The sequence below is a fragment of the Micromonospora coriariae genome, assembly GCF_900091455.1.
GTDB classification, from domain to species: Bacteria; Actinomycetota; Actinomycetes; order Mycobacteriales; family Micromonosporaceae; genus Micromonospora; species Micromonospora coriariae.
Window position 1 is genome coordinate 3,839,617 of record NZ_LT607412.1, and the last position, 20,917, is coordinate 3,860,533.

The following is a 20,917-nucleotide window of genomic DNA, read 5'->3' on the forward strand; positions in this document are numbered from 1 at the left end:
GGGGCCCTTCCTTTCACTTGAACGCGCCGTGCCCGGTGCGGGCACACACTCGGGGCGTACCCCGGATGGCTGTCGCGCACCTGGACCGGCGCGGACCAGGGTGGCAGCATGCCGCGGGTGGAGACCGAGCAGCGGACAGTGACGGCGAACGGCATCACCCAGGCGGTACGCGTGGCCGGCCCGCCGGACGGCACGCCGGTGCTGCTGATCCACGGCAACTGCTCGTCCGCGCTGTTCTGGGAGCCGCTGATCCGGCGACTGCCGCCGACGCTGCGGGTGGTCGCGCCCGACCTGCGCGGCTACGGCGCCTCGGAGACCGCCCCGGTGAACGCGACCCGGGGCCTTCGGGACTTCTCCGACGACGTGGCCGCCCTGCTGGACGACCCGACGCTCTTCGGCGCCGCCGACGCCCGCCCGGTGGTGGTGGGGCACTCCCTCGGCGGGGGCGTGGCGATGCGACTGCTGGTCGACCACCCGCACCGGGTGGGCGCGCTGCTGCTCGCCGCGCCGGTCTCCCCGTACGGTTTCGGTGGCACCCGCGACCTGGCCGGCACGCCGACGACGCCCGACTTCGCCGGTACCGGCGCCGGCACGGCGAATCCGGACTTCGTCGCCCGGCTCACCGCGGGTGATCGCGGCACCGAGGCGCAGACCAGCCCGCGCGCCGTGCTGCGAGCCACCTATGTGGCCGATCCGGCGTCGCTGGGCAGCGACGAGGAGTTGCTGCTCGACAGCCTGCTCTCCACCGCGACGGGGGATGACAACTACCCCGGCACGGCGACGTCCTCGGAGAACTGGCCGGGCGTGGCGCCGGGGGAGCGCGGGGTGCTCAACGCGCTCGCGCCGACCTGGTTCCGGCTCGCCGACGAGCTGGTGGCCGTCGCCGACAAGCCTCCGGTCACCTGGGTACGCGGTGACGCCGACGTGATCGTCTCGGACACCTCGCTGTTCGACCTGGCGTACCTGGGCTCGCTGGGTGCCGTACCGGGCTGGCCCGGCGCGGCGGAGTGCCCGCCGCAGCCGATGGTCGGCCAGACCCGGGCGGTGCTGGAGCGGTACGCGGCAGCCGGTGGCGCATACCACGAGGTGGTGCTGCCCGGCTGCGGGCACAGCCCGCACCTGGAGCGGCCGGCGGAGTTCGTCGGGGAGCTGCTGGCGCTGACCGCCGTCCCGGCCGGCTGAGCGCACGCCCGGCCAGCCGGGCAGCCGGTGGCGCGGTGGGTGAAATATGCCACGGCGTCTCGACAACCCAGCGTCACGTGGCAGACTCGCGCGCATAACCTTAGCGGCCGTTCAGCGGTCGTGCGGAGTGTCTGGGGAGGCCGGTCGTGGCGCGCGAGTTCAGCACCGTGGGTGTGGTGGGGCTGGGCACCATGGGTGCCGGCATCGTCGAGGTCTTCGCACGCAACGGCATCGACGTCGTCGCGGTGGAGATCTCCGAGCCGGCCGTCGAGCGTGGACGGGTGACCCTGACCGGCTCCACCGACCGGGCGGTGGCCAAGGGCAAGCTCGCCCCGGAGGACCGGGACGCGCTGCTCGGCCGGGTGCACTTCGCTGTCGGGCTGGACGCGTTGCACTCCGTCGACCTGGTCATCGAGGCGGTACCCGAGCACCTGGACCTGAAGCAGCGGATCTTCGCCGAGCTGGACCGGGTCTGCAAGCCCGAGGCGATCCTGGCGACCAACACCTCCTCGTTGAGCGTCACCGAGATCTCGGTGGCCACCCACCGGCCCAACCAGGTCATCGGCATCCACTTCTTCAACCCGGCCCCGGTGATGAAGCTGGTCGAGGTGGTCCGGACCGTGGTCACCTCGGCCGAGGTGGTCGCCGACGTGGAGGCGCTCTGCGCCCGGCTCGGCAAGGTCGACGTGACCATCAACGACCGGGCCGGCTTCATCGCCAACGCGCTGCTCTTCGGCTACCTCAACCACGCGGTCGGCATGTTCGAGTCGCACTACGCGACGCGGGAGGACATCGACGCCGCGATGAAGCTCGGCTGCGGCCTGCCGATGGGTCCGCTGGCGCTGATGGACCTGATCGGCCTGGACACCGCGTACGAGATCCTGGACACCATGTACCGGCGCGGCGGGCGGGACCGCCGGCACGCCCCGGTGCCGCTGCTCAAGCAGATGGTGACCGCGGGGCTGCTCGGCCGGAAGTCCGGCCGGGGCTTCTACACCTACGAACGGCCCGGCTCGCCGGTGGTCGTACCCGACGAGGCGACGCCGCTGGCCACGGAGGCCGCGCTCGCCGACGGCGCGCGCGCCATCGCCAAGGTCGGCGTGGTGGGCTCCGGGACGATGGCCACCGGGATCATCGAGGTGTTCGCGAAGGCCGGCTACGAGGTCATCTCGGTGACCCGGGGCGCGGAGAAGTCCGCGAAGGTCTGCGAGGCGGTGAAGACTTCGCTGAACAAGGGCGTGGTGCGCGGCAAGCTCGCCGAGGCCGACCGGGACGCCGCGTTGGGCCGGATCAGCTGGTCCGCCACGCTCGACCACCTCGCCGACGTCGACCTGGTGGTCGAGGCGGTGGTCGAGGAGTTGAGCGTGAAGAAGGCGCTCTTCGCGAGCCTCGATGAGATCTGCAAGCCGGGCGTGGTGCTGGCGACGACCACCTCCTCGCTGCCGGTGATCGACGTGGCGATGGCCACCCAGCGGCCCGCCGACGTGGTGGGGCTGCACTTCTTCAACCCGGCGCCGGTCATGCCGCTGGTCGAGGTGGTCCGCACCATCCGTACCTCCCCGGAGACCACGGCGACCGCCCGGGCGGTCTGCGCCGCGCTGGGCAAGACCGGCGTGGTGTGCGGCGACCGGTCCGGGTTCATCGTCAACGCGCTGCTCTTCCCGTACCTCAACGACGCGGTGAAGATGCTGGAGGCCAGCTACTCCACGGCCGACGATATCGACTACGCGATGAAGCTGGGCTGCGGTTACCCGATGGGCCCGTTCGAGCTGCTCGACGTGGTCGGGCTGGACGTCTCGCTGGCCATCCAGCGGGAGCTGTACCTGGAGTTGCGTGAGCCGGGCTTCGCGCCCGCGCCGCTGCTGGAGCACCTCGTCACCGCCGGCTACCTGGGCCGCAAGACCCGTCGGGGCTTCCGCGACCACTCGCACCGCTGACGAGGTCAACGCCGGACGGTCCCGGCCGCGTCTGAGGGGTGTGACCTTCGAGGAGTACGTCGGCAGCCGCGGCCCGGCCCTGATCCGGCTGGCGCGGCTGCTGACCGGCGACGACCACCGGGCCGAGGACCTCACCCAGGAGGTGCTGGCCCGGGCGTACGTGCACTGGCGCAAGATCTCCCGGGCCGACCGGCCCGACGTGTACGTGCGCCGGATGCTCGTCAACGCCAACAATTCCTGGTGGCGCCGCCGGTCGAGTCGCGAGCTGGCCGTCGACACCGTCGTCGACCGACCGCAGCGTGGCGACCTCAGCGGTGAGGTGGCCGACCGGGACCAGATGTGGCGGCTGATCCTCGGCCTGCCCGACCGCCAGCGGGCGGTGCTGGTGCTGCGCTACTACGAGGACCTCGACGACGCGACGATCGCCCAGATCCTCGACTGCTCGCCGGTCACCGTCCGCACCCATGCGATGCGGGCCTTCGCGAACCTCCGGGAGCGCTGCGGCATCCCGGCCAAGAACGGGAGCCGGCCGTGATTGACCTCGACGAACAGATCGTCCAGACCCTGCGGGAGCGTGCCGAGGGCGACGTGGACCCCAACCGGCTGCTGCGGGCGTCCCGCGCTCGCGGCCGCCGCCGGCAGACACGCCGCCAGGTCGCTGCAGGCACCGCGCTGGCCCTGGTCGGAGCCCTCGGCTTCGCCGGGGTGACCGGGACGGGCCTCGACGGACTGACCGGCCGTCTGCCCTGGACCGCCACCGCGCCGGCCGAGGCCACGCCGGTGCCGCCTCGGGTCGACGGGGTGCCCGGGGCCGCCGCCGACCCTGCGCTGATCGGCACCGATCCGAATGTGCTGCACTTCGGCCTCGACCCGACCCGCGCACGCTACCTGAGCTGGGAGGTCCTCACGGGTCGGACCGAGACCGTGCGGTTCAGCGTGCGCGACGGCCAACCCGTGCACGTCGACGTGAGCAGATCAGCCGAGTTGCCCACAAACGTGACGTTCGATGGTGCTTCCGTTGACTTTCCCAAGGCGGGGCCCCAGACCTTCGACGGCGCCGTCCAGCCGGCCGCCGGCACGGCCGGTGGGCTGGTGAAGTCGTGGCAGCCGGCACCGGGCGTGTACGCCCGTGCCTTCCTGCCGCGCGGGGGCCGGGCCGGGCTGGAGCAGGCAGTCGAGGCCCTACGCTGGAACGAGGCCCGCCGTTGCGCCGCGCCCCTGCGGCTCGGTGCCCTGCCCGAGAGCGCGACGATCAGTTCCTGTTCGGTCGACATCACCTCGTACCCGAGACTGGTGACCGCCCAGTTCACCCTTCTGCGAGCGAAGAGCCAGGTCATGTCGGTGCGGTACCGGTATGTGGTTCAGGCGGGCACCCACACCGGGGGGAACCGGACCATCGCCGGCCGACCGGCATTCCTCTCGGCGGACGGGAGGAGGCTGGAGCTCTTCGGCATTCCCAGGACGGAGGTGATCGCCGAGTTCGACTGGGAGTGGGAGCCTCGCACCAAACCGAGGTTCACCGAGGCGGACGCCACGACGGTGCTGGCGGGGGCGCGGGTCATCGAGGACCCGACGCGGCTGGAGAACTGGGAGTGAGCGCAGCCGTCGGCCGGACCGCCCCCGGGGCTGGTCCGGCCGACGGAACGTACGCTTGGTGACTGTGAGCCCCCGTCGCAATCGCCCTCGCCGGGACGAGAACGCCAACCTGGACGCCGATCGTGTCCGGCAGGGCGTCGCCTCGGTGCAGCAGTGGACCGACGGCGCCTGGCAGGTACGCGGGATCGGCGCGGGCGCGTCGGTCAAGACGTACCGCTGCCCGGGCTGTGACCAGGAGATCCGGCCGGGGGTGGCGCACCTGGTGGCCTGGCCGGCGGACGGCCTGGGTGACCTGACCGACCGGCGGCACTGGCACAGCGGCTGCTGGCGCGCCCGGGAGCGGCGTGGCCCCGCGGTGCAGCGCGGCCGGGGCGCCCCGCGCCACGGCTGAGCGATCTGGATCACCCTCTTCGCGCCCGAGCGGGCGAAGGCGGCGACTTCGGGCCAGACTTGACGGGTGAGCACACCGATCCGCGCGTCGTCGGTCCTGCCCGGTCGCCGGGAGGACATCGAGCTGCACACCGCCGACGGCCTGCGGCTGGTCGGTGAGCTGGCCCTACCGGCCGACCGGCCGCCGGTGGCCACCCTGGTCTGCCTGCACCCGCTGCCCACCCACGGCGGGATGATGGACAGCCACGTGTTCCGCAAGGCGGCCTGGCGGCTGCCGGCGCTGGCCGACGTGGCCGTGCTCCGGTTCAACACCCGGGGGACCAGCAGCCTGCGCGGCACCAGCGAGGGGGCCTTCGACGCGGCCGTCGGCGAGCGGTACGACGTCGCCGCCGCCATCGAGTACGCGGAGTTCGCCGAGCTGCCGAACATCTGGCTGGTCGGCTGGTCGTTCGGCACCGACCTGGCGCTCAAGTACGGCTGCGACCCGGCGATCGCCGGGGCGATCCTGCTCTCCCCGCCGCTGCGCTTCTCGGCTCCGGAGGATCTGGCCACCTGGGCCGGTTCCGGTCGGCCGTTGGTGGCCCTGGTGCCGGAGTTCGACGACTACCTGCGCCCGGCCGAGGCCCGGGAGCGGCTCGCCGCGGTGCCGCAGGCCGAGGTGGTGGGTGTGCCGGGCGCCAAGCACCTCTGGGTGGGCGACGCCGAGACGGTGCTCGACGAGATCGTCCGCCGGGTGAACCCGGCGGTCGCGGTGCCGCTGCCGACGACCTGGGACGGCCCGATGGAGACCGGTGACGTCAGCGGGTACGCCGACCGGACGGTGGCCTCGTTCGCCGACACTCCCGTTCCCGGCCCGCTCGCCAACAGGGCCGACTGACCCGTACGGCTCAGCGGGTCTCCTGGCGGGGCAGCACCACCTCGCGCAGGATCAGTTGCAGCGCGGCCACCGTGGGGATGGCGATCAGCGCGCCCACCACGCCCAGCAGCGCCACCCCGAGCAGCGCGGCCAGCAGGGCGGCCACCTCGTTGACCTCCACCGAGCGCCGCATCACCTTCGGGTAGATCAGGTAGTTCTCGACCTGCTGGTAGATGAGGAAGAAGACAGCGCAGGCGATGCCGGTCGGCAGGTCGGTGGCGAAGCCGACCAGGCTCACGATCACCGCGCCGAGGGTGGCGCCGATCTGCGGGATCAGGTCGGTCACCGCGACCACCACGGCCAGCGCGAAGGGGTACGGCAGCCCGACGACCAGCGCGAAGACGAAGGTGGTCGCGCCGGCCAGCACCGCGATGCTGAGCGCGCCGACCATGTACGCGCCCACCTTGGCCAGGATCTCGTCACCGATCAGCTCCACCCGCTCGCGCCGCGACCGGGGCACCAGCGCGTAGCCCAGGGAACGCAGCCGGTTGAAGTAGGCCAGGAAGTAGATGGTCAGCACCAGCACGGTCAACGCCCGGAACACCGTGCCGAAGATCAGTTGGGCGCCGCCGAGCACCCCGCCGAGCGCCCGGCCGACGGTGCCCGCGTTGACCGTGCCCTGCACCCGCTCCATCAGGCCGTACCGCTCCACCAGGTCGTTGACCGTCGGGTTGCGGCGCAACTCCTCGAGGTAGCTGGGCACCTGGTCGATGAACTGCCCGGACTGGGTCACGATCGGCGGGACCAGCGCCACCACGCCGCCGCAGAGCAGCAGCACCACGGTAAGCGCCACCACCGCGACCGCCAGGCCGTGCGGCAGCCCCCAGCGGCGCAGCCGGGTCACCGCCGGGTAGAGGCCGACCGCCAGGAAGAGCGCGATCACCACCAGCACCAGAATGCCGCCGGCGTTACGAATCCCCAGATAAAGGGTGTACGCCAGCAGCACGCCGAGCGCGCCGGTGAACCCGATCAGGAAGCTGCTGCGCCGCAGCGGACGCCCCGGCGTGCCGAACTTGCCGGACGGGACGGCCGGCGGCTCGTCCCGGTCGACGTTTGGGTCGGGGATCGGCACCGGGTGTGGCGCCTCGGCAGCCGGGGGTTCGGCCGGCGGGGGAGCGGGTGTTGCGTCCGGATCGTCGGCCGGCCGGCCGTGCTGCGGCACCAGGGACCTCCCGGGTCAGACGGTGGGGCGACGGGCGACGGCGACGAACGCCCGCCAGGCGGCCGGCGCGAACACCAGCACCGGGCCGGTCGGATCCTTGCTGTCCCGCACGCCCACCACCCCGGGCAGATTGTCCGCCACCTCGACGCAGTCGCCCCCGCTCACGCCACTGCGGGTTGATTTGCGCCACTGAGCACCGTTCAGCTCCATGTCGTCACGATCCTCTTCATCAGCTCAATGGACTGCCGGCGGGACAAGGCGTCGTTCCGCACGCTCTCCCATCTCGCGAGCAGCGTAGCCAGACCATCCTCAGTGTCCACCACCGTGCCGCCAAGCTGGTTTTCCAGGTGCCCGACCCAGCCGCCGTCCGCGCCCCGAGCCAAGACGAATGGGCCTGACAGCCCTGCGTGCAGCCCGACCTCGGCCGGAACGATGTGCACGCTGACGTTTGGTTGCTCCGCGCAGGAGATCAGGTGGGTGATCTGTTCGACCATCAGCCCCAGGAACTCCTCACCGGTGCGCCGCAGCACCAACTCGTCGATGACCGCGACGAACTGCGGTGGCTCGGTCTGGGTCAGCAGCGACTGGCGGTCCAGCCGGCCGGCCAGCAACCTGTCCAAGCCGTCGGCGCTGAGGGATTCGTCGCCGCGGAGCACCGCGCGGGCGTAGTTCTCGGTCTGGAGCAGGCCGGGGATCAGTGTGGGCTGGAAGCAGCGCAGCTGGCGGGCGCTGCGCTCGGCGTCCAGCCAGGGCCGGAACCAGCTCGGCTGGCCGTCCCGCTCGGCGAGCTTGAGCAGGTAGACCAGCAGGCCGCCGGTGGCCAGCACCTCGTCGGCGCGGGCCAGGAAGAGCCGGTCCAGTGGACGCTGACCCAGCTCCAGTGCGGACACCATCGAGCCGGAGTAGTGCACCAGCCGGCCGAACTCCTCCTGGCTCATCCCGGCGGCCGTCCGCAGCCGGCGCAGTTGAGCGCGGATCATGTCGGCCGTCGGCGCCGCGTCGCCTTCCACAGTGCCTCCGCAGGTCGCAGGTCCTCTCCACCGGCCCGCCCGGCGGGTCGCGCCGCCGACGCAGTCACTCCTCCGGAAGCGCCGACGCCTTCCGACCGTAGCGGTGTGATCAGCAGACTGTCACGTACCGGATCCGCCGCCGGTCACTCCGGTCCCCACCGCCCGGGCCCGTGCGCGTCCCGTTCCCCAGTCGAGGAGGTACCCCATGCCCATCTCCACCCGTGCCGGCCGCCTCCGATGGTCCCTGATCACCGGGCCGACGCCGAGGTCGTCCGCTGGCTGCTCGCCGGACTCCGGCCGGGCGCACCCCGCCCGTACGCCGATGTTCGGACTGCCGCAGCCGCGGCTCGGGCCGTACCCCTCGCATCCCCGACCCTGCGGTGCTCGGACGCCGCACACCCCGCTGCGACCGACGTGGTGCTGCCGGGCCGACGGCCGGCCGTGGCCGTGCGCGGAGGCCCGGCTGCTGCTGAAGGCGGAGTTCGACGCGGACCCGGCGGCCCTGACCATCTACCTGGCCGGGCTGTATCACGAGGCGGCGCACGACCTGTACCAGCTCAACCCCTACGACGGGCCGACGTCACGGGAGCTTTTCGAACGCTTCGTGGCCTGGGGCCCGTTCCGCCGCCCGGTCATCGACCCGCCCGCCACCGGGCCCTGATCGGACACCCGGTCCCGGCATGTAAATCTTGGACAGTTACCGGTGAACGGAAACTGTCCAAGATTGCCGTAACTCGTGCGCGGGCGTCGCCGTGCCGGTCAGTCCTTCTCGACGGTGACCTTGCTGGGCTTGGCGCTGCGCTCGTCGATGGTCGGCTTGCTGGGCCGCTTGCCGTTCTCGCCGGTGCTGGTGATCTTCGTCGGCTTGGCGCCCCGGCCGCCCTCGCCCGGGACAGCGGCCACGGTCGGCTCGCCGTCCACCCCGGCACTGGCCGCTCCACCGTCCACAGTCGTCACGGGCTCGGCCACCGGCCGGGTCCTGGTCTGCCCGCCGTCCTTCGCCGGCTCCTCCCCGGCGTCCGCCGGCTGTCCGGCGTCGACGGGCTGTCCGGTGTTGTCCGCCGGCTGTCCGGCGGGTTGTCCCGCCTGGGCGGGCTGTGCGGGATCGGCGGGGTCGGCGGGCTGTGCGGCGTCGGCGGGGTCGGCCTTGATCCCGTTCGCCGCGCCGGCCCCGGCGGCTGCCGTGCCGTTCGCCGTCGTAGCGGCTCCGGCGGTCGCGCCGTTCGCCGTCCTGGCCGTAGCGCCTCCGGTGGCCGCCGCGGCGGGCGCGGGAATGGTGGCCGGGCCGTCGCCGGCGACCGGAACGGTGGCGCTCTGCAACCGCAGCTCGGCCACCTGTCGCTGGAGCTCGTCGGACTCCTGCCGGGACTTCCAGGTCTCCTGTCGCAGGTCGGCCAGTTGCTGCTGGGCCTGGGCGATCTCCAGCATCACCTGGGCGAGCTGCTGCCGGCCGGCGGCCGCCTCCTGCTGGGTGGCCGCCAGATGCTGCTGGGTGGTGGCCAGGTGCTGCTGCGTGGTGGCCGCGTACTCCTCGAACTGGCGGCGGGAAGCCGCGACGTGCTCGTCCGCCTCGCGGCGCTTGTCGCCCGCCTCGGTCTCGGCCCGGCTCAGTAGCGTCGCGGCCTCCTCCTCGGCCCGCAGGCGCATGGTCAGCGCGTCCTGCTCGGCCGCCTGGCGGACCGCAGCGGCGCCCTGCTCGATCTCGTTCTTACGGGTGGTGTACTCGGTCTCCAGCTCGTTCTTGCGGCTGGTGTACTCGGTCTCCAACTGGTCGCGACGGCTGGTGAAGCCCGTCTCCAGCTCCTGCTGACGGCCGCTGAAGGTGCTCTCCAGCTCCTGCTGGCGACTGGTGAACCCGGTCTCCAGCTCGTGCAGGCGGGACTTGTACTGCTTTTCCAGCTCGTCGCGGCGCTTGGCGAACTCCTGCTCGGCGGCGGCCCGCCGCTGGGCCAGCTCCCGGTCGGCCGTCTCCCGTCGGGAGTTGACCTCCTGCTCCACCCCGGCCCGCCAGGCGCCCAGCTCCTGCTGGGTCTGCGCCCGCGCGTGCTGCACGTACGCCTCGGTCTCGCTGCGCATCCGCTGCACGTACGACTCGGTCTCGGTCCGGCTGCGCTTGGCCGACTCGGTGGCCTGCGTGACCAGCCGCTCCGCCTCCTGCTGGGCCTTCGCCCGGGTGGCCCGCCCGGCCATCGACGCGTCGTCGATGATCTGCTTGGCTTCCCGCTGTGCCTTGGCGTGGGTGGCCCGGCCGGCCTCGGTTGCCGTGTCGGCGAGCCGCTTGGCCTCCTGAAGGGCCTTGGCGTGCACCTCCTTGGCGGCCTCGCGCAGCTCGCTGGCCTCCTGCCGGGCGGTGGCCAGCGCCTCGCGGGCCGACTCGCGCAGCTTCGTGGATTCCTGCTGGGCCCGAGTGTGGATCTCCTTGGCGGTGTCCCGCAGCTGGGTGGCCTCCTGCTGGGCCTTCGCCAGCGCGTCCTGCGCCGTCTTGCGCAGCTTCGCCGACTCGTCCTTGGCCGACCGCAGGGTCGACTCGGCCTCGGCGCGTAGGGCGGCGCTGTGCCGCTCCTCCTCCGCGCGCCGCGAGGCGAGGGCGAGCTCGAAATCCTTCAGTGCCCGGGCGGCCTGTTCACGGGCCTCCTCGATGATGTGCTCGGCGGCGGCGCGACGGGCCTCGATCTCCTCGTTCGCCGCGGACAGGATCTGCTCCGCCTGCTCCTCGGCGAGGGCGAGGATCGACTCGACCCGGGGGCCGAGGTGTCGGAACGAGGCGCGGTCCACCACGTTCATCTGCTTGCGCACCTGGGCGAGGTCCCGCTGGAGCACCTCGACCTGGCCGGCGAGCTTGTGGATCTGTGTGTACGCCTGTTCCCGTTCGGCGGCGAGGGTGGCGATCTCGTGCTCGGCGCGCGCCACGTACCGGTCGACCTGTCGTTTCTCGTAACCCCGCAGAGCGGACTCGAAGCTGGGCTCCGTGGTCACGTCCCCGCCGAGTGCAAACAGTTCCTCGCCGTGCGACATGCCCCCATCCTCACACGCATCGGGCCCGGCTGGGGCGATACGGACGCCCCTTGTGGGAGCTACTTCACTCCGTTCGCAGAGCGGGACGCCAAGGGGTGGGAAACGCATACGGCGCGAGGTCACACCGGTCACCCGGTGTCACCTCGCGCCGTCGATGCCCCGACCTGACGCCTCGCGTCAGCCGGCGGTCTCCGCGGTCACCCGCTCCTGACCGCCGTCGGCCTTCTTGGCTTCCGGCTTCGCCGCCGGAACGCCGGGGACGATGCCGGCGAGCCCGGAGAGCATCTGACCGAGCTGCGAGGTGACCGCGTCCTTCTGCCGGGTGAGGTCCTCGACCTCGCGGCGGGCGGCCTGAGTGGTCAGCTCCGCCTCGGTGCGGGCCTCGGTGAGCAGGCGCTGCGACTCGGCCTTGGCCTCGTTGAGCGTCTTCTCGGAGAGCGCCTTGGCCTTGTCGATCGTCTCGTTGGCGCTGCGCTCCGACTCGACCCGGCGGGCCTCGGCGCGCTGCTCGATCTCCTTGGCGCGTTCCTGCGCGGCCCGGGCCCGCTGCTCGGCCTCGCTGACCATCTTCTGGGTCTGCGCCACCTGGGCGGCGTGCCGCTCGGACTCCTCGCGCTCGGACTTCTCGCGCCGCTCGGCCAGCTGGAGCTCCAGGGCCTGGAGGTCCTTGTCGCGCTTGTCCCGCGCGTCGGTGAGCAGCTTGGTCGCCTCGGCGCGCTTCTCCTCGGCCTCCCGGGCCGCCTTGGCCCGCTGCTGGGTGATCTCGCGCTCGGCGGTGGCGCGGAGGGTGGCCACCTCCCGCTCCACCGTCGACTTCAGCTCGGCCACCTCGTGCGCGGTGACGGTACGCAGCTGCTTGGTCTCGCGGTCGGCGTCGGCGCGCAGCGTGTCGGCCTCGCGGCGGGCCTGCACCCGGACCTCGGCGGCCTCGCGCTCGGCGGCGGTGCGCAGGTTGCCGGCCTCGCGCTCGGCGCTGGCCTTCATCGCGGCGGCCTCGGCGCGGGCCTTGTCGGTGATCTCACGGGCCTCGAGGCGGGCGGCGGAGAGGATGCCCTCCGACTCGCGCTTGGCCTCGTTGCGGTGGTCGTTGGCCTGCTCCTCGGCGAGCCGGAGGATCTGCTCGACGCGGGTGCCGAGCCCGGAGAGGGTGGGCCGGCTGTTCTCCTCGAGCTGCTTGTTCGTGTCGGTGAGCTTCTGCTCCAGCGCGCTCATGCGCTGTTCGGCTTGGCGGAGCCGACGCTGGGCGTCGTTCATCCGCTGCTCGGCCTCGGCACGGGCCTGCTCGGACTGGGTCAGCGCGGCCGTCATCCGGCCGATGAAGTCGTCGACCTGGTGGGTGTTGTATCCGCGCAGGCCAACGGTGAAATCTGGCTGCGAGTTCGCGTTATCGAAGAACGCGAGAGGGGAGGACTGCTGCTGGGGCATTGGGACATACTGGCAGACGCCCCAGGGTGCTTCGCAAGAGCGGTGCGCAGCTTTCGTGTCCTCTTTACATGGTCAACTCCCGCGCTCAGCGAGGCCGGACCAATGGGCGATCTTGGCAGGTCCCGGGCGGGTCGGACGCCACGCAGCGTGACGCGGAAAAGGGCCACGAGACGTGCCCGTGGCCCTTTGTTCGATCCGGCCGGGTATCCCGCTAATGGCGTTGGAAGAACAATGGCCGTTCACCCCATTGGCCGTCCGGTGCTCGTCCGTCCGGCCGGCGGCCCGGGCACTGTCCGAACGGGCGGTGCCGCTCAGTGCCCCCGGAAGCGGTTGATCGCGTCCTCGTGCCGGGCCCGCAGCTCCCCGTCGCGTACGCCCAGCCCGTCGGCGGGGGCGAGGCAGCGCACGCCGACCTTGCCCTGGTGGGCGTTGCGGTGCACCTCGTACGCCGCCTGCCCGGTCTGCTCCAGCGGGTAGGTGCGGGACACCGTCGGGTGCACCTTGCCGAGCGCGACCAGGCGGTTGGCCTGCCACGCCTCGTGGTAGTTGGCGAAGTGGCTGCCGACGATCCGCTTGAGGTGCATCCACAGGTAGCGGTTGTCGTACTGGTGCTGGTAGCCGCTGGTGGAGGCGCAGGTGACGATGGTGCCACCGCGCCGGGCCACGTAGACGCTCGCGCCGAAGGTCTCCCGGCCGGGGTGCTCGAAGACGATGTCCGGGTCCTCGCCGCCGGTCAGCTCGCGGATCCGCTCGCCGAAGCGCTTCCACTCGTCCGGGTCCTGGGTCTCCTCGTCCTTCCAGAACCGGAAGCCCTCCGCCGCCCGATCGATGACCAGCTCCGCGCCCATCCGGCGGCACAGCTCAGCCTTCTCCGGCGAGGAGACGACGCAGACCGGGATGGCCCCGCCGTTCAACGCCATCTGGGTGGCGTACCCGCCGAGGCCGCCGGAGGCGCCCCAGATCAACACCACGTCGCCCTGCTTCATGTTCGCGCCGTGGTGCGAGACGAGCTGCCGGTACGCGGTGGAGTTGACCAGCCCCGGGCTGGCCGCCTCCTCCCAGCTCAGGTGCCGTGGCCTGGGCATCAGCTGGTTGGCCTTGACCACGGCCAGCTCGGCCAGCCCGCCGAAGTTGGTCTCGAAGCCCCAGATCCGCTGCTGCGGGTCGAGCATGGTGTCGTCGTGCCCGGCCGCGTCCTCCAGCTCGACGGAGAGGCAGTGCGCGACCACCTCGTCGCCGGCGGCCCACCGGGTCACCCCGGGGCCGGTGCGCAGCACCACGCCGGCCGCGTCCGAGCCGACCACGTGGTACGGCAGGTCGTGCCGGCGGGTCAGCTCCGAGATCCGGCCGTATCGCTGGAGGAACTTGAAGGTGGGCAGCGGCTCGAAGATGCTGGTCCACACCGTGTTGTAGTTGATCGCGCTGGCCATCACCGCGACCAGCGCCTCGCCCGGCCCCAGCTCCGGCGTCGGCACCTCCTGCACGTGCAGCGCCTTGCGGGGGTCCTTGTCCCGGGTGGCCATGCCGTCGAACATCCGGGCCTCTTCGGCGCGGACGACCACGCCCCGGTAGCTCTCCGGAACGGGCAGCCCGGCGACGCCGGCGAGCTCGCGGTCCGGATCGCTCGATTCCTCCGCCGCCATGATCGCTTCGAGGATGTCCTGCACGGTGACCTCCGGTTCGTCCGCACCCGCACGGGCCCGGGTGCTGCCATCGTCGGCGCCGGTGGGCGCGACCGCCATGTCGGCATTCGACACATCCGGCACCGGTCGCGCTCCTGTGGGCCGGGACGTTACTGAACGGTAGCTAAAGTCGGAAGTCCTCTGTGAAAAACTGCATCCGCCGATGCGTGAAGGTGTCCGGCCGCCCCGTCAACCGCGCACCCACGCGCTCGCGCACCTCGGCCGCGCCCGCCGAAGCGGCGTTAGGAAGGGACCCTTCCTATACACGAGGCGATAGAAAGGGTCCCTTCCTTGCACGGTCAGTGGGTGGTGGCGGGCTCGACGAGTTCGACCAGGACGCCGCCGGCGTCCTTGGGGTGCACGAAGTTGATCCGGGAGTCCGCGGTGCCGCGCCGTGGTGTGTCGTAGAGCAGCCGCATCCCGCGCGCCCGCAGCGCGGCGCAGGCCGCGTCGATGTCCACCACGGTGTACGCGACCTGCTGCACGCCCGGCCCGTTGCGGTCCAGGAACTTGGCGATCGTCGACTCCGGGGTGAGCGGGGCGAGCAACTGCACGCAGCCGCCCTCGGCGGTCGGCCCGACGGCCAGCATCGCTTCCCGGACGCCCTGCTCAGCGTTGGTCTCGGTGTGCACGCAGCGCATCCCGAACGTCCGCTGGTAGAAGTCGATCGCGGCGTCCAGGTCGGCCACGGCGATCCCGACGTGGTCAATCTTGCGAAGCCCGATGTCTGTGACGTAGTCCGCACCGGGCTCGGCGGGGGAGTTCTCAGCCATGGCGCTAGTCTGGCCGAACAATCGTTAAGGCGTACAGCTCGGCACCCCCCTCGGAGGCAGGCATGGCTTCGGTGATCGTCAGCGGCGCGCGGACCCCGATGGGGCGGCTGCTGGGCAACCTCAAGGACCTTCCCGCCACGAAGCTCGGCGGGATCGCGATCAAGGCGGCGCTGGAGCGCGCCGGCGTCAGCCCGGACCAGGTCCAGTACGTGATCATGGGGCAGGTGCTGCAGGCCGGCGCCGGCCAGATCCCGGCCCGGCAGGCGGCGGTCGAGGCCGGCGTGCCGATGTCCGTGCCGGCGCTGACCATCAACAAGGTCTGCCTCTCCGGCCTGGACGCGATCGCCCTGGCCGACCAGCTCATCCGGGCCGGCGAGTTCGACATCGTGGTGGCCGGTGGCATGGAGTCGATGACCAACGCCCCCCACCTGCTGCTCGGCCAGCGCTCCGGTTACAAGTACGGCGACGTAGTGGTCAAGGACCACATGGCGCACGACGGGCTCAGCGACGCCTGGGACTGCTGCTCGATGGGCGAGTCCACCGAGCGGCTCGGCACGAAGCACGGCATCTCCCGCGAGGAGCAGGACGCCTTCGCCGCGGCCAGCCACCAGCGGGCCGCCGCCGCCCAGAAGAACGGCCACTTCGCGGACGAGATCACCCCCGTGGTGATTCCGCAGCGCAAGGGCGACCCGCTGGTGATCAGCGAGGACGAGGGCATCCGCCCGGACACCACCGTCGAGTCGCTGGCCAAGCTGCGTCCGGCGTTCAGCAAGGACGGCACCATCACCGCCGGCAGCTCCTCGCCGATCTCCGACGGCGCCGCCGCGGTGGTCGTGATGAGCATGGCGAAGGCCAAGGAGCTGGGGCTGACCTGGCTGGCCGAGATCGGCGCGCACGGCAACGTGGCGGGCCCGGACAACTCCCTGCACTCGCAGCCGTCCAACGCGATCAACCACGCCCTGAAGAAGGGCGGCCTGAGCGTCGAGGACCTGGACCTCATCGAGATCAACGAGGCGTTCGCCCAGGTCGGCATCCAGTCCACCCGTGACCTGGGCATCAGCCCGGACAAGGTGAACGTCAACGGCGGCGCGATCGCGCTGGGGCACCCGATCGGCATGTCCGGTGCCCGGCTGGTGCTCACCCTCGCGCTGGAGTTGAAGCGGCGTGGCGGCGGCACCGGTGCGGCGGCGCTCTGCGGCGGCGGCGGCCAGGGGGACGCCCTGATCATCCATGTCCCGGGGAATGCAGCGGCCAACCAGTGAGCGCGACAAGCGAGCCGGTTCTGCGAGCCCCGCAGTCGTGAACGAAGATGACACAGTGAGCGAAGCGGTCGAGCACGTTCCGGCGGCCGGCGCGCCAGCGGTGCGCCGGAGTCGGGACGTGCCCCTGCTGGTCGAGCGGGCCCGCGCGGGTGACCCCCGCGCGGTGGCCCGCCTGATCACGCTGGTGGAGAACGGCGACGAGCTGCTGCCGGAGATCGCCGCCGCCCTCGCGCCGTACGCCGGTCAGGCCCAGGTGGTGGGGCTGACCGGCTCGCCCGGGGTGGGTAAGTCGACCACCACGAACGAGCTGGTCCGCGCGCTGCGGGCGCGGGGGCACCGGGTCGGCGTGCTGGCGGTCGACCCGTCCAGCCCGTTCACCGGCGGGGCGATCCTCGGTGACCGGGTGCGGATGCAGGACCACGCCACCGACCCGGGCGTCTACATCCGGTCCATGTCCAGCCGCGGGCACCTCGGTGGACTGGCTGCGGCGACGCCGCAGGCGGTCCGGGTGCTGGAGGGCGCCGGCTGCGACGTGGTGCTGGTGGAGACCGTCGGCGTCGGGCAGGCCGAGGTGGAGGTCGCCTCGCTGGCCGACACCACGCTGGTGCTGCTCGCTCCCGGCATGGGTGACGCGATCCAGGCGGTCAAGGCCGGCATCCTGGAGATCGCCGACGTGTTCGTGGTCAACAAGGCCGACCGGGACGGCGCCGACGCCACCGTCCGCGACATCCAGGGCATGATCGCGCTCGGTGAGCGCGGCCCGGGGATGTGGCGGCCGCAGGTGGTCCGTTCGGTCGCCGCCCGTGGTGAGGGCATCGACGACATCGCCGCCGCGATCGACAAGCACCGTGGCTGGCTGGTCGAGCACGGGGAGCTGCGCCGCCGCCAGGAGGCGCGGGCCGCCGCCGAGATCGAGGCCATCGCGCTCGGCGTGCTCCGCGCCCGCATCGGCTCCCTACGCGACGGCACCGAACTGCAGACGCTGGCCGCGAAGGTCGCCGAAGGCGCCCTCGACCCGTACGCGGCAGCGGACGCCCTGCTCGCCCAGGTCGCCCGCTAACCCGCCCCCCCCGCGCCGCGCCGCGCCGCGCGCCGCCGCACCCCGCCTCGTCGATCTAGGGCGCATCGTCGTGAGTGGATCTCCACAAGCGACGATAGTCCCTAGATCGACGAGGCAGTAGGCTCGCGGACGCGCGGGGTGGTTCGCGTGCGGCCGGAGGACGGCAGCGTGGATGAGAGCGGGGAGCGGGACGTGAGCGACGAGGCGACGCGGGAGCTGACCACTGTGCCGTCGGTGGCCGGCGGGTCGACGCAGGTCTCCGACGAGGTGGTCGAGAAGATCGCCGTCGCGGCGGCCCGCGCGGTGCCCGGGGTGGCCGAGCTGGGCGGGGACGTCGCCCGGTTCTTCAACTCCGTCCTCGACCGGGTCGGGCTGGACCAGGTGGGCGACGCCCGGCGGGGCTGCTCGGCGCACGTGACCGGGGACGCCGCAGTGGTCAACCTGGTGCTGGTCATCCAGGCCGGCCAGCCGGTTCCGGAGATCACCGGCCAGGTGCGGGCCCGGGTCACCGAGGCGGTCGAGGCGTACGGGCTGCGGGTGGACGAGGTCAACATCCGCGTCGACGACGTGGCGATGGGCGGGCCGGCGACGCCAGCCGTCTGATCGTCGGCGCAGCTCAGGTTACCCGTCAGTACGACGTGACTTAGCGATCGTTCAGGCAAGGGCTCTACACTCGACGTGCAGTCGAGGACCGAGGAGGAGCCCTGCGCATGGACGCCGACGAGATCGCCGCCGGACGGGCACGCTGGCAGGCCCGGTACGACTCCGCGCGCAAGCGGGACGCGGACTTCACCACGCTCTCCGGGATGCCGGTCGACCCGGTCTACGGGCCGCCGGAGGGTGCCGCCTACCCGGGGTTCGAGCGGATCGGCTGGCCGGGCGAGTACCCGTACACCCGGGGCCTGCATCCGACCGGCTACCGCGGGCGGACCTGGACGATCCGGCAGTTCGCCGGCTTCGGCAACGCCCAGCAGACCAACGAGCGCTACAAGATGATCCTCGGCGCCGGCGGCGGTGGCCTCTCGGTCGCGTTCGACATGCCGACCCTGATGGGCCGCGACTCCGACGACCCGCAGGCGCTCGGCGAGGTCGGCCACTGCGGCGTCGCCATCGACACCGCCACCGACATGGAGGCGCTCTTCGACGGCATCGACCTGGCCGGCGTCACCACCTCGATGACCATCTCCGGCCCGGCCGTGCCGGTGTTCTGCATGTACCTGGTCGCCGCCGAGCGGCAGGGCGCGGATCTGTCCAAGCTGGATGGCACGCTGCAGACCGACATCTTCAAGGAGTACATCGCGCAGAAGGAGTGGCTCTTCGACCCGGAGCCGCACCTGCGCCTGATCGGCGACCTGATGGAGTACTGCGCCCAGGAGATCCCGCGCTACAAGCCGCTGTCGGTCTCCGGCTACCACATCCGCGAGGCCGGCTCGACAGCCGCGCAGGAGCTGGCGTACACCCTGGCCGACGGTTTCGGCTACGTGGAGCTGGGCTTGAGCCGCGGGCTGGACGTCAACGTCTTCGCGCCGGGTCTCAGCTTCTTCTTCGACTCGCACCTCGACTTCTTCGAGGAGATCGCCAAGTTCCGCGCCGCCCGGCGGATCTGGGCCCGGTGGCTGCGCGACGTCTACGGAGCGACCAGCGAAAAGGCCCTCTGGCTGCGGTTCCACACGCAGACCGCCGGCGTGTCGCTGACCGCCCAGCAGCCGGTCAACAACGTCGTACGCACCGCCGTCGAGGCGCTGGCCGCGGTGCTCGGCGGGACGAACTCGCTGCACACCAACGCGCTGGACGAGACCCTTGCGCTGCCCACCGACGAGTCGGCCGAGATCGCCCTGCGTACCCAGCAGGTGCTGATGGAGGAGACCGGCGTGGTCAACGTGGCCGACCCGCTCGGCGGCTCCTGGTACGTGGAGGCGCTCACCGACAAGATCGAGGCCGAGGCGGAGGAGATCTTCGCCCGGATCCGGCAGCTCGGTGGGGAGGGCCCGCACCAGATCGGCCCGATGACCTCCGGCATCCTGCGCGGCATCGAGGACGGCTGGTTCACCGGGCACATCGCCGAGTCGGCCTTCGTCTACCAGCAGGCCCTCGAAAAGGGCGACAAGAAGATCGTCGGCGTCAACTGCCACACCGGCACGGTCGCCAAGGAGCTGGAGATCCTGCGCATCTCGCACGAGGTGGAGCTGGAGCAGCGCCGGGTGCTAGCCGAGCGCAGGAGCGGACGGGACGAGTCCGCCGTCCGCGCGGCGATCGCCCGGATGGTCGACGTCAGTCGTACCGACCAGAACATGATCCCCGCCATGCTCGACGCCGTCCGCGCCGAAGCCACCCTCGGCGAGATCTGCGACGCCCTCCGCGCGGAATGGGGCACCTACCGCGAACCCGCGCGCTTCTGACGCACCCCGCCAAACCCCCGTCGATCGTGCACGTGCTGCCCCGGCAGATGCCGCAGATGCCGCGTCTCCGGGGCAGAAAGTGCATGATCACGGGGGTTGGGCCGGTGCGGGTGAGAGTTGCAACGTCCCAGTTGCGGGTGAGGGGAGATCGCGGGCTCACGTGCGAGACTAGGTAACCATGAGCGACCCACGGATCACCTCGTCGATCTTCACCCGCGGCGCGGTCGACCTCAGCACGCTGCGCGGCCCCGCACCAGCCAGTACCCGCCCCGGCACACCCCCGCAGGGCGCCCCGTCCGCCGGCGCTCCCGGCGCACCCACCGCCGGCGGTAACGCCGCCATCGTCGACGTCACCGAGGCGACCATCCAGGCCGACGTGCTCGAGCGGTCGATGGCCATGCCCGTCATCGTCTTCTTCGGCGCGGCCGGCTTCCCGGAGAGCGACGAGTTCGCCCCGGTGCTGGAGCGGCTGGCCGCCGAGAGCGGTGGCACGTGGGTGCTGGCACGGGTCGACGTGCAGGAAAACCCCCGGATCGCCCAGATGTTCCGGGTCCAGGGCATCCCCATGGTCTACGCGGTCGTCGGCGGCCAGCCGATCGACGCCTTCTCCGGCGTGGTGCCGGAGGCGCAGCTGCGCCAGTGGATCCAGGCCGTGCTCAAGGCCGGCGGCGTGGCCGTCGCCGAGCCGGAGGACCCCCGCCTCGACGAGGCTGACGACGCCCTGATGAGCGGCGATCTGGACGCCGCCGAGCGGGCGTACCGCAAGATCCTGGCGGACAGCCCGGCGGACGCCGCCGCCGAGGCGGGCCTGGCCCAGGTCGGGGTGGCCCGCCGGGTGGCCGGCGCCGACCCCGCGACCGCGCTGGCCGCCGCCGAGAGCGCCCCCGACGACGTGGCGGCCCAGCTGCTCGCCGCCGACATCGAGGTGCTCAGCGGCCTGGCCGACCAGGCGTACGCCCGGCTCGTCAGCCTCGTCCGGCGCACCGCCGGCGAGGACCGCGAGACGGTACGCCAGCACCTGGTCTCGCTGTTCACCATCGCCGGCCCGGATGATCCGGCGGTCGCCTCGGCACGCCGGGCCCTGGCCAGCGCCCTGTTCTGAGTTCGT

General features: G+C 72.0%; 19 protein-coding genes. 12 read left to right on the top strand and 7 right to left on the bottom strand.

Annotated elements, in window-relative coordinates:
• Window positions 1-108 precede the first annotated feature (108 nt).
• From GA0070607_RS18010 to GA0070607_RS18035, 6 genes are all read left to right on the top strand, one after another.
• The gene (locus GA0070607_RS18010) at window positions 109-1,182 is read left to right on the top strand and encodes an alpha/beta fold hydrolase (RefSeq protein WP_172899055.1); all 1,074 of its coding nucleotides are present in this window, start codon (window positions 109-111) and stop codon (window positions 1,180-1,182) included.
• 146 nt (window positions 1,183-1,328) lie between these two features.
• Window positions 1,329-3,119: a 3-hydroxyacyl-CoA dehydrogenase family protein gene (locus GA0070607_RS18015; RefSeq protein WP_089019248.1), complete on the top strand. Its 1,791-nt coding sequence runs from the start codon at window positions 1,329-1,331 to the stop codon at window positions 3,117-3,119.
• A 40-nt stretch (window positions 3,120-3,159) separates the two neighbouring features.
• Complete coding sequence (locus tag GA0070607_RS18020) at window positions 3,160-3,654, top strand: SigE family RNA polymerase sigma factor (protein ID WP_089019249.1); 495 nt, start codon at window positions 3,160-3,162, stop codon at window positions 3,652-3,654.
• Window positions 3,651-4,715 (top strand): hypothetical protein, encoded by a 1,065-nt coding sequence (locus tag GA0070607_RS18025; protein WP_089019250.1) that lies wholly within the window; start codon window positions 3,651-3,653, stop codon window positions 4,713-4,715. Before GA0070607_RS18020 ends, GA0070607_RS18025 begins: the two co-directional genes overlap by 4 nt.
• 64 nt (window positions 4,716-4,779) lie before the next feature.
• On the top strand, window positions 4,780-5,106 hold the full coding sequence (locus tag GA0070607_RS18030) for a hypothetical protein (protein ID WP_172899056.1): 327 nt from the start codon (window positions 4,780-4,782) through the stop codon (window positions 5,104-5,106).
• Between the two features lie 66 nt (window positions 5,107-5,172).
• Window positions 5,173-5,982, top strand: a complete 810-nt coding sequence (locus tag GA0070607_RS18035) for an alpha/beta hydrolase (protein WP_089019252.1) — start codon at window positions 5,173-5,175, stop codon at window positions 5,980-5,982.
• Window positions 5,983-5,992: 10 nt separating this feature from the next.
• Here the strand turns inward: GA0070607_RS18035 and GA0070607_RS18040 are convergent, their stop codons facing one another.
• The 3 genes from GA0070607_RS18040 to GA0070607_RS18050 all read right to left on the bottom strand — a co-directional run bounded on the left by GA0070607_RS18040 (window position 5,993) and on the right by GA0070607_RS18050 (window position 8,163).
• Complete coding sequence (locus GA0070607_RS18040; protein ID WP_089021915.1) at window positions 5,993-7,087, bottom strand: AI-2E family transporter; 1,095 nt, start codon at window positions 7,085-7,087, stop codon at window positions 5,993-5,995.
• A gap of 111 nt (window positions 7,088-7,198) precedes the next feature.
• Window positions 7,199-7,393, bottom strand: a complete 195-nt coding sequence (locus GA0070607_RS18045) for a DUF397 domain-containing protein (protein WP_089019253.1) — start codon at window positions 7,391-7,393, stop codon at window positions 7,199-7,201.
• Window positions 7,384-8,163 (bottom strand): helix-turn-helix domain-containing protein, encoded by a 780-nt coding sequence (locus GA0070607_RS18050; protein ID WP_089021916.1) that lies wholly within the window; start codon window positions 8,161-8,163, stop codon window positions 7,384-7,386. The genes GA0070607_RS18045 and GA0070607_RS18050 overlap by 10 nt, the downstream gene beginning before the upstream one ends.
• Before the next feature lie 352 nt (window positions 8,164-8,515).
• Between GA0070607_RS18050 and GA0070607_RS18055 the strand changes: the two genes are divergently transcribed.
• Window positions 8,516-8,854: a hypothetical protein gene (locus tag GA0070607_RS18055; protein WP_089021917.1), complete on the top strand. Its 339-nt coding sequence runs from the start codon at window positions 8,516-8,518 to the stop codon at window positions 8,852-8,854.
• A 98-nt stretch (window positions 8,855-8,952) separates the two neighbouring features.
• Here GA0070607_RS18055 and GA0070607_RS18060 read toward each other — a convergent pair whose 3' ends face one another.
• The 4 genes from GA0070607_RS18060 to mce all read right to left on the bottom strand — a co-directional run bounded on the left by GA0070607_RS18060 (window position 8,953) and on the right by mce (window position 15,088).
• Window positions 8,953-11,208: a coiled-coil domain-containing protein gene (locus GA0070607_RS18060; protein WP_089019254.1), complete on the bottom strand. Its 2,256-nt coding sequence runs from the start codon at window positions 11,206-11,208 to the stop codon at window positions 8,953-8,955.
• A 177-nt stretch (window positions 11,209-11,385) separates the two neighbouring features.
• Entirely contained in the window at window positions 11,386-12,633 is a 1,248-nt protein-coding gene (locus tag GA0070607_RS18065) for a cell division protein DivIVA (protein ID WP_089019255.1), read from the bottom strand.
• Window positions 12,634-12,944: 311 nt separating this feature from the next.
• On the bottom strand, window positions 12,945-14,300 hold the full coding sequence (gene ccrA / locus GA0070607_RS18070) for a crotonyl-CoA carboxylase/reductase (protein ID WP_089021918.1): 1,356 nt from the start codon (window positions 14,298-14,300) through the stop codon (window positions 12,945-12,947).
• Between the two features lie 314 nt (window positions 14,301-14,614).
• The gene (gene mce, locus GA0070607_RS18075; RefSeq protein WP_089019256.1) at window positions 14,615-15,088 is read right to left on the bottom strand and encodes a methylmalonyl-CoA epimerase; all 474 of its coding nucleotides are present in this window, start codon (window positions 15,086-15,088) and stop codon (window positions 14,615-14,617) included.
• A gap of 62 nt (window positions 15,089-15,150) precedes the next feature.
• Between mce and GA0070607_RS18080 the strand changes: the two genes are divergently transcribed.
• The 5 genes from GA0070607_RS18080 to GA0070607_RS18100 all read left to right on the top strand — a co-directional run bounded on the left by GA0070607_RS18080 (window position 15,151) and on the right by GA0070607_RS18100 (window position 20,911).
• Window positions 15,151-16,350: an acetyl-CoA C-acetyltransferase gene (locus tag GA0070607_RS18080; protein WP_089019257.1), complete on the top strand. Its 1,200-nt coding sequence runs from the start codon at window positions 15,151-15,153 to the stop codon at window positions 16,348-16,350.
• A gap of 55 nt (window positions 16,351-16,405) precedes the next feature.
• On the top strand, window positions 16,406-17,410 hold the full coding sequence (gene meaB / locus GA0070607_RS18085) for a methylmalonyl Co-A mutase-associated GTPase MeaB (RefSeq protein ID WP_089019258.1): 1,005 nt from the start codon (window positions 16,406-16,408) through the stop codon (window positions 17,408-17,410).
• Window positions 17,411-17,602: 192 nt separating this feature from the next.
• Window positions 17,603-18,013, top strand: a complete 411-nt coding sequence (locus tag GA0070607_RS18090; protein WP_089021919.1) for an Asp23/Gls24 family envelope stress response protein — start codon at window positions 17,603-17,605, stop codon at window positions 18,011-18,013.
• A 107-nt stretch (window positions 18,014-18,120) separates the two neighbouring features.
• Window positions 18,121-19,809 carry an acyl-CoA mutase large subunit family protein gene (locus GA0070607_RS18095; RefSeq protein WP_089019259.1) on the top strand — a complete coding sequence of 563 codons (1,689 nt, stop codon included), beginning with the start codon at window positions 18,121-18,123 and terminating at the stop codon, window positions 19,807-19,809.
• A gap of 178 nt (window positions 19,810-19,987) precedes the next feature.
• The gene (locus tag GA0070607_RS18100; protein ID WP_089019260.1) at window positions 19,988-20,911 is read left to right on the top strand and encodes a tetratricopeptide repeat protein; all 924 of its coding nucleotides are present in this window, start codon (window positions 19,988-19,990) and stop codon (window positions 20,909-20,911) included.
• Window positions 20,912-20,917: the final 6 nt, after the last annotated feature.